The sequence below is a fragment of the Nitrospira sp. Ecomares 2.1 genome, assembly GCF_965152585.1.
Genome location: NZ_OZ224219.1, coordinates 352,142 through 366,401, shown reverse-complemented (window position 1 = coordinate 366,401; position 14,260 = coordinate 352,142). Strand labels below are relative to the sequence as shown.

General features: G+C 50.7%; 16 protein-coding genes. 12 read left to right on the top strand and 4 right to left on the bottom strand.

The window, feature by feature from the left end; all coding sequences use genetic code 11:
- The first annotated feature begins 10 nt into the window (after positions 1–10).
- Both ACWHYD_RS01670 and ACWHYD_RS01665 read left to right on the top strand, forming a co-directional pair.
- Positions 11–1,444 (top strand): aldehyde dehydrogenase family protein, encoded by a 1,434-nt coding sequence (locus tag ACWHYD_RS01670; protein ID WP_447964212.1) that lies wholly within the window; start codon positions 11–13, stop codon positions 1,442–1,444.
- Between the two features lie 239 nt (positions 1,445–1,683).
- A complete protein-coding gene (locus tag ACWHYD_RS01665) occupies positions 1,684–2,274 on the top strand; it encodes a pyruvoyl-dependent arginine decarboxylase (protein ID WP_447964211.1) in 591 nt (196 codons plus the stop codon).
- Between the two features lie 153 nt (positions 2,275–2,427).
- Here ACWHYD_RS01665 and xth read toward each other — a convergent pair whose 3' ends face one another.
- Complete coding sequence (gene xth, locus ACWHYD_RS01660) at positions 2,428–3,204, bottom strand: exodeoxyribonuclease III (RefSeq protein ID WP_447964210.1); 777 nt, start codon at positions 3,202–3,204, stop codon at positions 2,428–2,430.
- A gap of 110 nt (positions 3,205–3,314) precedes the next feature.
- Here xth and ACWHYD_RS01655 point away from each other — a divergent pair, with 110 nt between their 5' ends.
- Entirely contained in the window at positions 3,315–3,935 is a 621-nt protein-coding gene (locus ACWHYD_RS01655) for a hypothetical protein (RefSeq protein WP_447964209.1), read from the top strand.
- A gap of 57 nt (positions 3,936–3,992) precedes the next feature.
- Here ACWHYD_RS01655 and ACWHYD_RS01650 read toward each other — a convergent pair whose 3' ends face one another.
- The 3 genes from ACWHYD_RS01650 to ACWHYD_RS01640 form a co-directional block, all read right to left on the bottom strand.
- Complete coding sequence (locus tag ACWHYD_RS01650; protein WP_447964208.1) at positions 3,993–4,538, bottom strand: DUF2726 domain-containing protein; 546 nt, start codon at positions 4,536–4,538, stop codon at positions 3,993–3,995.
- A 39-nt stretch (positions 4,539–4,577) separates the two neighbouring features.
- Entirely contained in the window at positions 4,578–5,738 is a 1,161-nt protein-coding gene (locus ACWHYD_RS01645) for an anhydro-N-acetylmuramic acid kinase (RefSeq protein WP_447964207.1), read from the bottom strand.
- 77 nt (positions 5,739–5,815) lie between these two features.
- Positions 5,816–6,247, bottom strand: a complete 432-nt coding sequence (locus tag ACWHYD_RS01640) for a GNAT family N-acetyltransferase (RefSeq protein WP_447964206.1) — start codon at positions 6,245–6,247, stop codon at positions 5,816–5,818.
- A gap of 74 nt (positions 6,248–6,321) precedes the next feature.
- On the opposite strand from ACWHYD_RS01640, the gene ACWHYD_RS01635 reads away from it, so the two are divergent.
- From ACWHYD_RS01635 to ACWHYD_RS01595, 9 genes are all read left to right on the top strand, one after another.
- Positions 6,322–6,501, top strand: a complete 180-nt coding sequence (locus tag ACWHYD_RS01635) for a hypothetical protein (protein WP_342347014.1) — start codon at positions 6,322–6,324, stop codon at positions 6,499–6,501.
- Positions 6,502–6,610: 109 nt separating this feature from the next.
- Positions 6,611–7,336, top strand: coding sequence for an alpha/beta hydrolase (locus tag ACWHYD_RS01630; protein ID WP_447964205.1), 726 nt, complete (start codon positions 6,611–6,613; stop codon positions 7,334–7,336).
- Positions 7,337–7,632: 296 nt separating this feature from the next.
- The gene (locus tag ACWHYD_RS01625) at positions 7,633–7,881 is read left to right on the top strand and encodes a BolA/IbaG family iron-sulfur metabolism protein (protein ID WP_447964204.1); all 249 of its coding nucleotides are present in this window, start codon (positions 7,633–7,635) and stop codon (positions 7,879–7,881) included.
- 4 nt (positions 7,882–7,885) lie between these two features.
- Positions 7,886–8,218, top strand: coding sequence for a glutaredoxin family protein (locus tag ACWHYD_RS01620; RefSeq protein WP_447964203.1), 333 nt, complete (start codon positions 7,886–7,888; stop codon positions 8,216–8,218).
- A 603-nt stretch (positions 8,219–8,821) separates the two neighbouring features.
- Positions 8,822–9,601, top strand: coding sequence for a tetratricopeptide repeat protein (locus ACWHYD_RS01615; RefSeq protein ID WP_447964202.1), 780 nt, complete (start codon positions 8,822–8,824; stop codon positions 9,599–9,601).
- A 138-nt stretch (positions 9,602–9,739) separates the two neighbouring features.
- Positions 9,740–10,423 carry a prepilin-type N-terminal cleavage/methylation domain-containing protein gene (locus tag ACWHYD_RS01610; protein ID WP_447964201.1) on the top strand — a complete coding sequence of 228 codons (684 nt, stop codon included), beginning with the start codon at positions 9,740–9,742 and terminating at the stop codon, positions 10,421–10,423.
- A gap of 130 nt (positions 10,424–10,553) precedes the next feature.
- The gene (locus ACWHYD_RS01605) at positions 10,554–12,245 is read left to right on the top strand and encodes a GspE/PulE family protein (protein WP_447964200.1); all 1,692 of its coding nucleotides are present in this window, start codon (positions 10,554–10,556) and stop codon (positions 12,243–12,245) included.
- Positions 12,238–13,449 (top strand): type II secretion system F family protein, encoded by a 1,212-nt coding sequence (locus tag ACWHYD_RS01600; RefSeq protein WP_447964199.1) that lies wholly within the window; start codon positions 12,238–12,240, stop codon positions 13,447–13,449. The genes ACWHYD_RS01605 and ACWHYD_RS01600 overlap by 8 nt, the downstream gene beginning before the upstream one ends.
- A 77-nt stretch (positions 13,450–13,526) precedes the next feature.
- A complete protein-coding gene (locus ACWHYD_RS01595; RefSeq protein WP_447964198.1) occupies positions 13,527–14,252 on the top strand; it encodes a hypothetical protein in 726 nt (241 codons plus the stop codon).
- Positions 14,253–14,260 lie beyond the last annotated feature (8 nt).

The window sequence follows — 14,260 nt, the reverse complement described above, 5'->3', positions numbered from 1 at the left end:
TCACCTACTCATGACTGTGGCCACGGCAAAGCCAATCCTTATAGGCGGCCAATGGGTCAAGACCCCATCTGCGGAGCCGGTACGTAATCCCTACTCCAATGAGGTGTTAGCCATGGTCTGCCAGGCTGAGCCTGAGCATATACACCAGGTCACCAACTCCGCCAAACAGGTCTCATCCGAATGTGCCAGAATACCGGCACATGCCAGAGCAAAGGCGCTCCTGCACATCGCGACCGGCCTATCCACTAGACGGGAAGAATTTGCGTCCACAATTTGTCAGGAGGCTGGCAAGCCAATTTCCGACGCACGGCGTGAAGTCGACCGAGCCATTCAGACTTTTCGCCTGGCCGCAGAGGAAAGTACTCGCATCCCGGGAGAAATCCTGCCGATGGATCTCACCCCAGGAGGGGAGGCATACTCAGGATCTGTCACACGCTTCCCGATCGGAACGGTTCTTGGCATTACCCCATTTAATTTCCCTCTCAATCTGGTAGCCCACAAAGTGGCCCCTTGCCTAGCGGCGGGGAACGCGATGGTATTGAAACCAGCCCCGCAAACCCCATTAACTTCGCTCATGTTGGGAGAAGTTTTTTTGACGACGGAACTGCCTCCGGAAATGCTGACGATCATCCCCTGTTCCAATACCCTGGCAGAACAGATGGTGATCCATCCCAACTTTCAAGCCTTGAGTTTTACCGGCTCTATGACGATTGGATGGATGCTGAAAGGAAAAGCCGGATACAAACGGGTTCTACTGGAACTCGGAGGCAATGCCGGGGTGATCATAGAACCGGACGCCAATCTCGATGTAGCCATAGACCGTTGCGTGGCGGGAGGGTACGGATATGCCGGACAAACCTGCATTTCTGTGCAACGAATTTTCGTTCATGAATCGCGGTACGACGACTTTCTTAAGGCCTTTGTCGACCGCGTTCGATTATTGCCGATGGGCGATCCCTCGCTCGAGAACATTGTCGTCGGTCCCCTCATTAGCGAACAAGCCGCACGCCGAGTGGAGGCATGGATCCAAGAAGCCGTTTCGCAAGGGGCAAGAGTCATGACCGGCGGAACGCGGAAGGATTCATTCATTGAACCTGCAGTTCTGACTCACGTCAGCAACAACATGAAGGTCTGTTGCGAAGAAATTTTCGGTCCAGTGGTCACCGTCACGCCCTATGCAAACCTCGAAGAAGCATTTGCCCTTCACAATGATTCTGATTTCGGCCTCCAAACGGGAATATTCACCAGCAACATCGATGCGATGTATCAGGCATACTCACGATTAGAAGTCGGTGCGCTTCTGGTGAATGAAATTCCGACTTTTCGAGCCGATCACATGCCCTATGGAGGAATCAAACAGTCAGGATTAGGGCGAGAAGGTGTTCGATATGCTATTCAGGAACTGACCGAGCCTAAATTGTTGGTGATCAAAAGATCTTCTTGAGGCCTTCTTGTTTTTTCTTGAACGTTGAGTCCTCACGATCTTGCACCTTGCCAATCACTCTTGGTAAAAATATCCGGCTAGGTGACAAGGTTGTTCTTTCCCGTGGCCGTCCGAATCGTCCAGGATTTCGCATTTTCATACACAAATTGGAAAGCGAGGTTGGGAATCAGATTCGACGATCAAACAGGCATGTACTGCCTAACCCATTCCACCACTAACTGATTAATGAAGGAGTAGAGATGGTCCCAACGCAAATGTTTCTTACCAGAGGTGTGGGCGTCCACAAGGAAAAACTGACCTCTTTCGAAGAAGCCCTCCGGAGCGCAGGAATTGCGTATTGCAACCTGGTGACCGTCTCATCCATTTTTCCTCCAGATTGTAAAATCATCCCGAGAAAACGCGGTGAACAGTTACTCAATCCAGGCGAAATTACCTTTTGCGTCATGGCCAGATCGGACACGGATGAGCGGAATCGCTTGATTTCGGCCTCAATCGGGCTAGCCATTCCCTCTGGCAGGAAAGTCAATTATGGCTACTTGTCGGAACATCATGGCTATGGGGAAACGGACGAAGAGGCTGGAGAATATACAGAGGACCTCGCAGCCCAAATGCTCGCAACCACTCTTGGCATCAAATTCGATCCAAATGTCGCCTGGAAGGAACGTGAGCAGGTGTTTAAAATGGGAAAGGATATTGTTCGAACTCAGAACATTACCCAATCCGCCATCGGAAAACCGAACCTCTGGACTACGGTGGTTGCCTGTGCGGTCTTCATTCCTCTTGAAAACATTACTGAAGATCCAAAGCCTCGACACAAAAAATCGAAATAGGTTCGTTGATAGGGTAACCATTCGGGTGAATGCTTACTTCTGCCCTTAGATCTTTAGCCACAAAACAAGATCCAATCCGAACATCATTTCCACGCAATAGGCTTAGGCCTTATTTACCAAGGGTCGGTTCTGAACAAGAACCGACCTTTTTCCTTACAGTGAAAATTCCGCCCATAAAACCGTATGGTCAGATGGTGACTCCTCCCGTCGAGGCTGAACATCCACCTTCACCGTATGGGAATGGGAAAGGAGTGGAGGAGTGACCAGAATATGGTCGATTCGCCATCCACGGTTCGCCTCCAGAGCTTCTGGTCGTCGATAATCCCAAAACGTAAATTGCTGTTGATGCGGAAAATGATGTCGAAACACATCAACGAATCCCCAGGACACCGTCTCCTGATATGCCCGACGCACATCTTCATGGAAACACACATGCTTAAGATGTTTTTCGGGGCTATGCACGTCAATCGGCTCAGGAGCGACATTCATATCTCCACACCAAATCACAGGTTGACCTGTTGAGCCCACACGCGAAAAATACCTTCTCAATCTCTGAAACCACTCTAATTTATAGGCATATTTCGGGGAATCAATCAAAAAGCCCTGCGGAATGTAAGTATTAATAATAGTGATGCCGTTGATCACCACCCGAGCCAGGCGTGCGGGATCTTCTTGTGGCTCCCCGTCATCTAAACCGAATGACACCAGTTCCGGTGGTGTGCGGGTAAAAATGGCGACCCCATTGTAGGATTTCTCACCACAAAAATTGATGTGATAGGGTAAATCGGCAAACGCTTGCAGGGGAAATTCATGATCTTGCACTTTGGTCTCTTGAAGACACATGACATCCGGATTGTGTTGCCATAACCACTTGTGAAGAATACCGATCCGTTTTCGTATAGAATTGACATTGTAGGTCGCAATTTTCATTAGTCCCGATTCTCCCCCATTCACCATTCACGCCGCAGACATTCCTCAAAAAAGACAAAGGCCGATTCTCTTCCACAACCCATCCTTAAGTATGTGAGGTATATGTATTTATGACCACTAGTCATTCCTTCACTCCTGATGAATTAACCCTCTTGGCCGATCGCGATTTTTTCCGTAAGAAAGCCAAGGTTTCCCTTAAAATCAAACAGATCCTGGAGGAGCTCCAGGAACGCCTTGAGGCTGAAATCGCGTTCCAGCCCCTTCTCGCTCCAGAAGGATTCGATTCTCAAGCCAGGCAATTTGTCAAAGGCGAGCATCTTGAAGATTTCCCCTATCAATATGTGGATTTCCCCAGATTGTATACACGTGAGAACAAGTTTGCCTTCCGATCCTTGATCTGGTGGGGGCACCACATCGTCTTCGCCCTCATGATTGAAGGCCCGCTGATCAAACAATATCGACGCAACCTGTTTAATCGATACTTAGAGGTAGCAGACCAAGATCTCTGCCTCTGTCTCAGCCCGTCTCTCTGGGAGTGGAAATACGGACCAGGCCTCACTCTTCCCATCACACGCAGTCGACGATCTGAAATCGCCGCAACACTCGACCATCGCACGTTCTTTAAAATTGCGCGGTTTCTTCCAATCGATGATTCGGCAGTGGAAACCGGCACCATCGTCGATGAAGGGTTGAAAGCCTTCCAGGCCATCCTACCGGTCATAAGAACATAATCTCAGACGCCATTTCCCTCATTGGTCGTTCCCACAACATGACTTCCTGTCCTATCTTTATTCTTCTTCAGCAAGGCCAAGCAATTCGGTCAGTTGATCCACGGAATAGGACTGTGTGACCTGAAGAGTAATCGATTGAATTCCCGCTGCCTTCAACAGGGTCTCCACAAATCGATCCCGGTCCTCGCGTCCGACCGCAGAAGGAACCTCCTTCTCCAAGTTAACCACCGTCATGACTTTAAGAGAACCAGGATGGGCAAGAACGACATCGCAGCGAACAGACTGAATCGTTCGCATAACCGCTTTTCGAGCTTCTTCATCTTTATCGACAACAGACAGGACACTGAGGAGGGGGATTTTAGCCAAAATCAACATATGGTCACGTGCCGCTAGGGTAATCAGATTGTACAAGGTCGCTTCTCCCGGCGACATGAGGGGTCGAGCAGTCACCACGCTCTCAGCAGATTCAGGAGTCAACGGTGGAAGAGCCCCCGCTGGAAGGGGACGGCGCCAGATCCATCGCAACAAAAACACGGCTCCGAGTATGAAGCCGGCCAGGAGAATCAGTGAAAAGCTGTTTTGAGACATCAATTCGTCAGTCATTTCGCCAGCGGGAACAATCCCTTAACAATGGGAAGCACTCTAAGGAAGTCCGTGAATACCGGGAGTGACGGTCCCCAAAATAACCGGATGGCGAGCCCCTGTGACCTTAGGAAGATTGGCACAGACACCATGAATGGTTTGATACGCCAGCACCGCAAAGGCCTGCGCTTCAAAGGCTTGGCTGGAGACCCCACATTCGTCCATACACCTCACGGGAATTGGATCGAACACACCGGACAGTTCTGACCAGAGTCGAGTATTCCGCACTCCACCACCGCCAAACACCAACTCATCAGGGATCTCCTTCGTCCATTTTTGCGAATCGTGAATTACCTGAGCAATAAACCGACAGCTCGTCGCTAAAAGGTCGGAAAAGGCCAAATGGCGACGCTGCGCCTGAGCCCACACTCGCTGGATATAGCCTTCCCCAAACATCTCACGCCCGGTGGATTTTGGAGGACATCGAGACACATAGGGATGCGCAAGCAGCCATCGAAGCAGACCCTTATCCACCTGACCCTTCAGGGCAAGACGACCTCCCCGGTCAAATCTGGCTTGCCCCTGTGTCTCCATAGCCACCAATCCATCCAACAACATATTGCAGGGGCCTGTATCAAACGCTCGAACCGCCGCCAAGTTTCCCCCGCCGGATAGTACGGTCACATTGGCAATCCCTCCGAGATTGACCACCATTCGTGTCGCACGTTTCTGAGCAAAAAGAAGAGCATGGACATAAGGCGCCAATGGAGCCCCCTCCCCCCCCACAGCCAGATCTCTAGCTCGAAAATCCGATACAGTCGGGACTCCGGTACGTTCCGCAATCACATTGGGATCTCCAATTTGCAGGGTCGAACGGATCTGCCCGATACCAGGCTCATAAATTGCGGCCGGCCGATGATGAATCGTTTGGCCATGCGAACCAATCAACGCCACTCGTTGAGGAGAAATGCCGGAATGTTTTATGGCCAACAATGCGGTTTTGGCAAACACTTCGCCCAGGACCACATTGAGGTGACAGATTTGCCCTACGGTCCCATGCTCACACGCTTGTAAAATGAGTTGACGAAGCCTGGGAGAATAAGAACGGCCAACATGTTTGAGTAGTGAACTCTTGAGACGATGTCCGCTTCCCCGAATATCCACGACCGCCGCGTCGACCCCATCCGCCGACGTCCCTGACATTAATCCCACAACTATCACTGGTCACCTCGTTTTCCTGATCTGGATGCCGCAATAGCATAACCATGGACAGGTTCCAATTTCTCCAGACCTCATCTCTACCTATTGAATGGTTCCGTGGGAGGAACGATATGCTTGCCCCGGTCCCAGACCATACCAGTCTGCTCTTTATCAGAAAATCCCAAAGAGGCGTAAAACCCCTGATAGCGCCTGGTGCAAAGCCAAAACAACTCCACCCGTTCCAGCTTGGGATGCCTTAATATTCGTTGGATAATGCCTTTACCGATATCCCGATCCTGATAGGCACGATCCACGATCACATCCCAAATCGAGGCGCGATAGATGAAATCCGTCAACACCCTCCCAAATCCGACGAGCCTGGGACCATCCCAGGCGGAAATGGCCACATCCGTATGTGCCAGCATCCGTTGAGTATCATCCAATGAACGAGCACAAGCCCAATCCGTTTGGCAGAACAATGCCAAAAGCTCTTGCGCCTGAATATCGTTGGAATCCAAAAAATTGATCATGCGTTGGCAGATTGTGGCAAGATGTATTACACTAAGTCTACTAGAATTAACTGACAAAAACCGGAGTCGTGCCGATGTCGATGTTAGTCAGAAAATGCCCAAAATGCAGTAAGCTATTTTGGAAAAAAGAAGAAGAGATCCAATATGCCGACGAGAATACCTTGAAAGTCGTCTGCAATCACTGCCACCAGGTCTTGCGGATTCCGCTCATCACAGAAGGCGCCAATGCCGGCGCCCCGAAAATGGGCCATTAGGATTTTAAATAATTCGCCTTCCAGTATCGCATTCACGGATTTACCAATACTACAAAACCAATCAAAAATTTCCTCCTTCTCTCGTCTATTCCACTAGACTTCTGACTGTATGCGACACGAACATTTAGCCGGTTTAGATGTATGTATTACAGGTGGAGTGGATCGCCAAGGAAGCGGCGACGGACCACTTGTAGTTCTCTTGCATGGATTCGGTGCGCCAGGGGATGATTTAGTCGCATTATGGCGCTATCTCAATGTCCCGGATGAAGTCCGCTTCCTTTTTCCTGCTGCTCCACTCGAACTGGGCATGGGCTTTGGGAACGCTCGAGCCTGGTGGATGCTGGACATGGAACGCCTCACACAGGCCAGAGCCCAAGGGCAGTGGGATGCGTTGTCACTAGAAATTCCTCGTGGCCTGCCCCCGGCCCGCACACAAATGCAGGACGTCCTCTCTCTCGCCCTAGAAACCTTGTCGGTACCGACTCGATCACTGATCCTTGGAGGGTTTTCCCAAGGGGCCATGCTGGCGACTGACCTGGCCCTTCATACCGATTTACCTTTGGCAGGCTTGGCACTGCTATCCGGTACACTCATTGCCAAGCAAGAATGGCTTACCCGCCTGCCCACTCGCCAAGGTCTTCGGGTATTTCAAAGCCATGGCACTGACGACCCCATTTTATCGTTTTCCATGGCAGAGCAACTTCGTGAACATATCCAAACAGCCGGATTACCTGTCAGTTGGGTAGAGTTCCGTGGGGGTCATGAAATTCCCATTCAAGTGTTGAAGGGCCTCGAAGCCTTTCTGCAAGCAAGTCTCTATCCTTATCCGCATTAATAAAAAAATAAATTCGGTAAACAGTTAGGACAGGAGGCAAAACCAGGGTTCCCTCCTCCCGCTTCTCTTCTCATCTATCCTCTTGCTTCCGCCATTTTTCTCCCTGACGTTTCACGCCTTACCCCAACTCGGACCAGGAACACTCGTCGCCCAGAATAAACAAGTCAAAACATCGGAACCCCACAAGGAACCATTTATTCTGGGAAGGCCCCAGAACCACATTGCGTAGAAAATTCTTTCTCCGGTATAGTGGGGACAGAATATTCCATCATTTTTCACCAGGATCAAAATTTTCTATGATGACATTTGAGGATCTCAGCACTCAACTTCAGCAAGCCTTAGGCGATGCCGAAGTCTCGGTTCTCGATCGAACAGGTACCATGGACCATTTTACGGTCAAAGTCATTTCCAATGCCTTTGAAGGAAAGAATTTATTAGACCGTCATCGAATGATCTATCAAGCCCTCGACGCGCCCATGAAAGACGGACGCATTCATGCCCTAGAAATTCAGGCCAAAACCCGCAATGAAGCCCAAGGAGGATAAGCCAATGAGTACACCCATTGAAGACGAAATCAACAAAGAAATCGCCCAACACAAAATTCTCATTTACGGGAAAGGCACGAAGACTGCCCCTCAATGCGGATTTACGGTGGAGACCATGGAATTTTTTAACAAATTCGGCTACCCCTATGAATTGATCAACGCCTTGCCAAACCCTGAAAAACGGGAGGCCCTTTCAAAAATGACCAACTGGCCGACTTTGCCAAAAGTCTTCATCAATGGCCAGTTTTATGGTGATACGGATGTCTTGGGTCCGATGGAAGAAAAAGGGGAATTGCAGCCACTGTTAAAGGCCGCCTTTCCCGATCAAGCCAAATAGGCATTGAGCCAAAAGGCCTTCGGTCCTGCAAGGCCCACCTCAATAAAGGGTGGGTCTTGTTACTTGTTTTAGACCTTACCTGCGTCGGCACACTCTGCCACCAAGCCTAGACTTTTCCCATTGTCGATCACGCACCTTCACATACATAGCCCAGACTCTTCAGTGCATTGATGCCTTAGGACATTGAGGGAGTGTCGAATAATAATTTCCAATGGCATGTTGCATATTAGAGGTTTCGGGGGCGGTTCAAAAAAGCATGCCCTGAGCCTTTCGAAGGGTTCGTCCAGCAAGGCCGCAGTCATTTTTGCGCGCAGAGCATACCTCCAGTACGTGAGCACGGCAAAATGACGAGAACGCCGCTGGCGGCTTTTTTCAACAGACCCATTGTTACTTCTGCCTGACGCAGAGGTTGAACCATCGCATGGGTTCATTCATCTCTAAGCTCTCCATCAACTCTCAGGCACATATGTTCTCTTGTTGGCCGTTGCGAACCTTTTGATCTGTGTTTTTTTGAATTGGTTCAACACTTCACGCCTAATTCCTTAAGCATGTTGCCTATTGTCCGATATGTTCAATCTGGAACCACTGAGGCAATGAGCAACCATGAGACAACCCATCTCAAAACCAAGGGCAAAAGCCAAAGGAACATCAAGAGCGCCAAAAGCATCCTCAGTCACCTTTATTTTCAGTATGATCATTGGTCTGGGAATGTTGACCTGGTCTTCTGCCTTGGGAAACCATTTGACCCTACCGGGCTCCCAAGACTTGAGTCATGGAGATGAATCTGACCCTCAACCTTTCATCCGGCAACTAGAAAAGATTAACAACTATATTCCCCCCCACGCTCAGGCGGATCTCGAAAACATCACCTCATCACGAATTGAGCATTCCGCTCTTCCAACCAATCCCCTTCACCCGTCAGCCATCGAACTCAAAGCTGTGGGATCTCAACAATCCCATTTCACTCCCACAAAGAAACCCATTCACACAACAGTCCTATTTCACAACAATGCCACACAAGACCTTTCAAATTCGGGATGGCGGTCATTGCTTAATGGTCGGCCGGAAGACGCGATAACTGCGTATCGAGAATCCCTCAAAACCCATCCCAAATCAGCCGATGCCTATATCGGAATGGGCATCGCACTTAAAAGTCTGGGCTTTATTGAAGATGCCAAAGACGCCATACACCACGCTCTTGCCATCAACCCTCAACTCTCTTCCGCACTCGTTCATCTGGGATACCTCTATGCGGATGGCCAGATCGGACCTTCCGATCCCAAGGCCGCCCACCGGCTTTTCCATCAAGCATCCCAACTCGGTGATCCATTTGCCTCCATCGCACTTCTAGACCTGCAATCCCGCTCACGACCGCAATCCTAATTTCCGGGGAACGCCTGGCCTTAAGAAGGCCATATCATATGCCGATGGATTTTTTATGGACGTGTCATCCATACCATTTTCCCTATTTCACCTGAAACACGGCCAAATGAAGCACCCTTCGTAAAGGAGAACTGACAGATGCCAAGAAAAATTTTTCGGCCACTTCATCATTCCCAGGGGTTTACCTTGGTGGAAATGATCGGGGTCTTGGCCATCATTGCCATACTGATTGCCCTGTTATTGCCAAAGATTTTCACCCTGATTGCGTCGTCTAAGGCAAGTTCCCTGGCTGCCGCAGTAAGAACGTACGAGACCGCCGTCGCCAAATATTATGGAGACATCGGAACCATCTGGCCTCTCAATGCGGCTGGAACTCCAGCACAAGAGACCGGAGGAAACAGTGCCACTGTCACTTCCCTTGCCGCCCGGTTAACGCTCGACGCCTCGGACCCATTGAATACCGGCACCAATCAATGGAGCCGATTCCGAGGACCCTATCTGGAAAAATTTAATACGAATACGCCTCCGGGATTAGGAACAACCATGTACATTCCAGCACAAGCGGCAATCGCACTCGGAACAGCGACCACCGCAACAAATGTGGGATGGGACTTGAAGGGCGATGACGGAAACAGCGATCTCCCTACCGGAGCCCGAGTCGCCTATCTCAGGGTCGATGGAGTGTCTGATACTGAATTCAATGAAATCGATGGCATCATTGATGCGGGTATAGGATCAAGCTTGGCCGAACGCCAACTCCGCGGACGCGTGAAGTATGCGGCGGCCAATGATCGCCTGTATATTTACCTGACGCACCAATAAGTCGTGTCCTCCCTCAATGAGGAAAGAGTGAGGAAATTACAACGATGACTGTGCTCCTCCCTCCAAGGTATCCCTCACAGGACAACACCCATTTCCTTGCGCCCATAAATTTCTCCTGACAGCCTGGTCTATGCCAACCACACCAATCACACCTACCACAGCCGCACGGCCTCTCCTCGGAACGTCTCTCCTTCAAGACGGCTGGATCACTCAAGAGCAATTGGACCTGGCGGTCCGAGAGACTAAGAGAAAAGGCGTGATGTTAGGCCAAACGCTCATTGGCCTGGGATTCATTACCGAAAAAATCCTGGCCCATTATCTGGCCGAGGGCACCCAAACCGGCGTAGTCGACCTCTCCACTATTTTCATCCCACCGGAAATTATCAATCTCATCCCCTACGATATCGCCACCCAGTTTCAAGTCCTCCCTCTTAGCAAACAGGGGAATGTGTTGAACCTGGCCATGGCAGATCCGTTGAATATTGTCGCGGTGGATAGCATCGAAAGTCGCATCGGGCTCAATGTACATACTCACACCGCCCCTGCCCAGGAACTGATCGAAGCGATCGAGCGGCACTATGCGCACCGGGAGTCCATCAAGCAACTGCTTGATGAATTAATGGCTAAAGGCATCTCCGATCTTGGAGAAGATGGAAGCCGGGTGGCCCCAATGATTCGCTTGTGCAATCAACTCATTACCGCCGCCATTCAATCCCGGGTGACCGACATCCATGTCGAGCCGGATGAGTACTATTTACGGGTTCGGATGCGCATTGACGGCATACTCACACAAGAAATTCTCATTCCGAAACCCCTTCAAGCGCCTATTACCGCCCGGTTTAAACTTATGGCCAATCTCGATCTGACGGAAAAGCGAACTCCTCAGGACGGCCGTATCCCCTTTACCTTAGGCACCCGCCGGATTGACCTTCGCGTGTCGACCCTTCCAACAAATTTTGGAGAAAGCATTGTCCTCCGAATTCTGGATAAAGGGGCATTAAAGCTAGAATTCCTGGCGTTAGGATTTACACCCAACGACCAATCGCGCGTCCAAGCACTGATCCAACGTCCCCATGGCATTATCCTCGTGACCGGTCCCACAGGGAGTGGAAAGACCACGACATTGTATACGGCGCTCCGCCATGTCGATGCGAAAGAAAAAAGTGTGTTTACGTTGGAAGATCCGATCGAATATCAGATGCCTCTGATTCGCCAAACGCAGGTCAATCCGGACATCGGGATGACCTTTGCGGCCGGGCTTCGTGCACTCCTTCGGCAAGATCCCGACGTCATACTTGTTGGTGAAATTCGTGACCAGGAAACGGCCGATCTGGCCATGCGTGCGGCCTTAACCGGACATTTGGTTTTTTCCACTCTTCACACCAACGATGCACTGGGAGCCATTCCTCGTTTAATCGACATGGGTGTGGAAGCCTTCCTCCTCGCCTCCGCCCTGACGGCCATTATTGGACAACGCCTCGTTCGGTGTATTTGTCCGGAATGCAAGGTTGAACGGACAGATGCCTCCGCCATCCTTGCGGATCTTCGAGTAGAATTACCGGAAGGTCCACTCCCTAGCCTTTGGACAGGAAGAGGATGCCACGCATGTAGCCAGACAGGGTATAAAGGCCGAGCAGGTATTTACGAAATTATCCCGATTTCAGAGGAACTCCATGCGCCTATCGTGCACGGACCGGATATGGCAGGGATTCGGGCCATCATCCGGAGAGATCAGATGCCAACCATGTTTGATGACGGACTTCTGAAAGCCCTTCAAGGAATTACCACCATTGAGGAAGTGTTGAGGGTCACCGGTGGTTAATTTTCAATACCGCGCCATCGACGACCATGGGAAGCCGGTTGAGGGAGAGATGACAGCGCCGGATCTTTTCCACCTGGAACGCCAGCTCCAGGACATGGGGCTCTGGCTGGTGCGGACATTCGAATCCAAACCGAAATCCCTCGCACGAACCACTCAAAAAAGAGGGAGAGTCAAACCCCGCGATCTCATGGAATTTTCCACACACATGTTTACACTCCTCGAGGCAGGCATTCCCCTAACCCAGGCGTTAAAAAGTTTGTCGATCGAGACACCCAATCTTCATTTACGCGCAACCTTACAAGCCATTTTCCAACAAGTCGAAGCCGGGAATACCTTGCATGATGCCATGAAGCAACACCCCAGGATTTTTCCTCCGCAAATCACCAATCTGGTGCATGCCGGAGAAGACAGTGGCACCTTGACCGATACCTTCAAAGAATTAGAACGATATCTGGATTGGCTTGATCAAATTCGTGGAGATGTGCGTCAGGCCACCATTTATCCGAGCATCGTCATCATAGCCGTGATCGGATTAGTGGTCTTGCTCTTTACCTTCGTCATTCCGCGATTTGTCCCTATCCTGGAAGGTCTGCATGTGCCCCTTCCTACTATCACCCTTATCATCATCACCCTCAGCGAACTCTTCGTCGGGAGTTGGTGGCTCTGGAGTTCATTCCTCCTGCTCGGCCCAATGGTGTGGGTCCTGGGTCAAAAATACCTCCCAGAATTTGCTCACTGGCGCGACCGCATGATCTTACAACTCCCCGTACTGGGCGAACTCATCCGGATGCTCACGATATCGAAGTTTGTTCAAAACTTTTCGGTCTTGTATCGAGCCGGAATCCCTGTCCTGCAAAGCCTGCAACTGTGCCAGAGCCTCGTTGGCAATTCCGTGATGGAACGGGCGCTACAGGACACGCAACGCGCTGTGTCCGAAGGCTCCACCATCAATGAATCCTTAAACCGTCATCCGATCTTTCCGCCAATGGTGATTCAAATGATTTCGGTCGGGGAAGCCACCGGGACATTACCCAACACACTGATGAACGTGGCTAATTATTATAATCGGGAAATTCCGCGCCGAATCAAAAAAGTCTTTGGCATTCTCGAGCCCGTGATCACCCTGGGATTAATCGGAATCGTGGGAATCGTCGCGCTAGCCCTCTTTTTGCCCATGATGAGTTTAATGGGTGGAATTCATTGACAAGCCTCATGAACTCTCCTGGCGTCTCTGCACGGTCCTCAACTCACCACCAGGTTCCCTCTGACCCGGAAGCCGGAATGACCCTCATTATCCTCATCGGCTTGTTGGCCATGATATCTATAGGGCTGGCTGTTGTATCGCCCTCTATGGTCAGGGTCTGGGATCAGAATAGTGAAGACCGTGAGACCCGTGACCTTCAGATGATCGCAACCGGTGTGATCGCCTATCTTCGACAGCACCACACGTTCCCCCCTTCGTTACTCGCCCTTTCCCCTGACTATGTGCCATTGCCTCTAGCCCAACTGACGCGAAATGCACGGGGGTTCCCACGCTATTATTCGGTGCACCCCTCGATAGCCGGATTTCAGAACTCGACTGGACTGACTGGCGCGGAAATCATCAATGCCCGTTTTCTTCTCCTTTCCAATCTCTCACAAGATGCCGCCCCATCCATCACGACCCCCGTCTCTTTTGAAACCTGGTGGAACACGAATGACAGCATAACTCCCGCCCTCACTATTCATCGTGGGACGATTAGCCATCTTTTTTATACCGTGAGCCTGATTCCCAAAGGCAATGGGGGAAGTTTTTCTATTGACCACCAACCAACGCATTCCAACGGCGACCTTCTTCCCACGCATAGCAGATTTCACCTTATAGGCACCGAAATCGGTATGGACGAGGACGATAGCTACACCCCCCCCCCTGACGTGCAGTTCGCTCTCACCACCAATACCAGCTATTGGTTCCACCCCTTGTGCGTCTTCACCAAACGATGGAATCCTCTGTCACCGCCCTGTTAAGTCGAAAC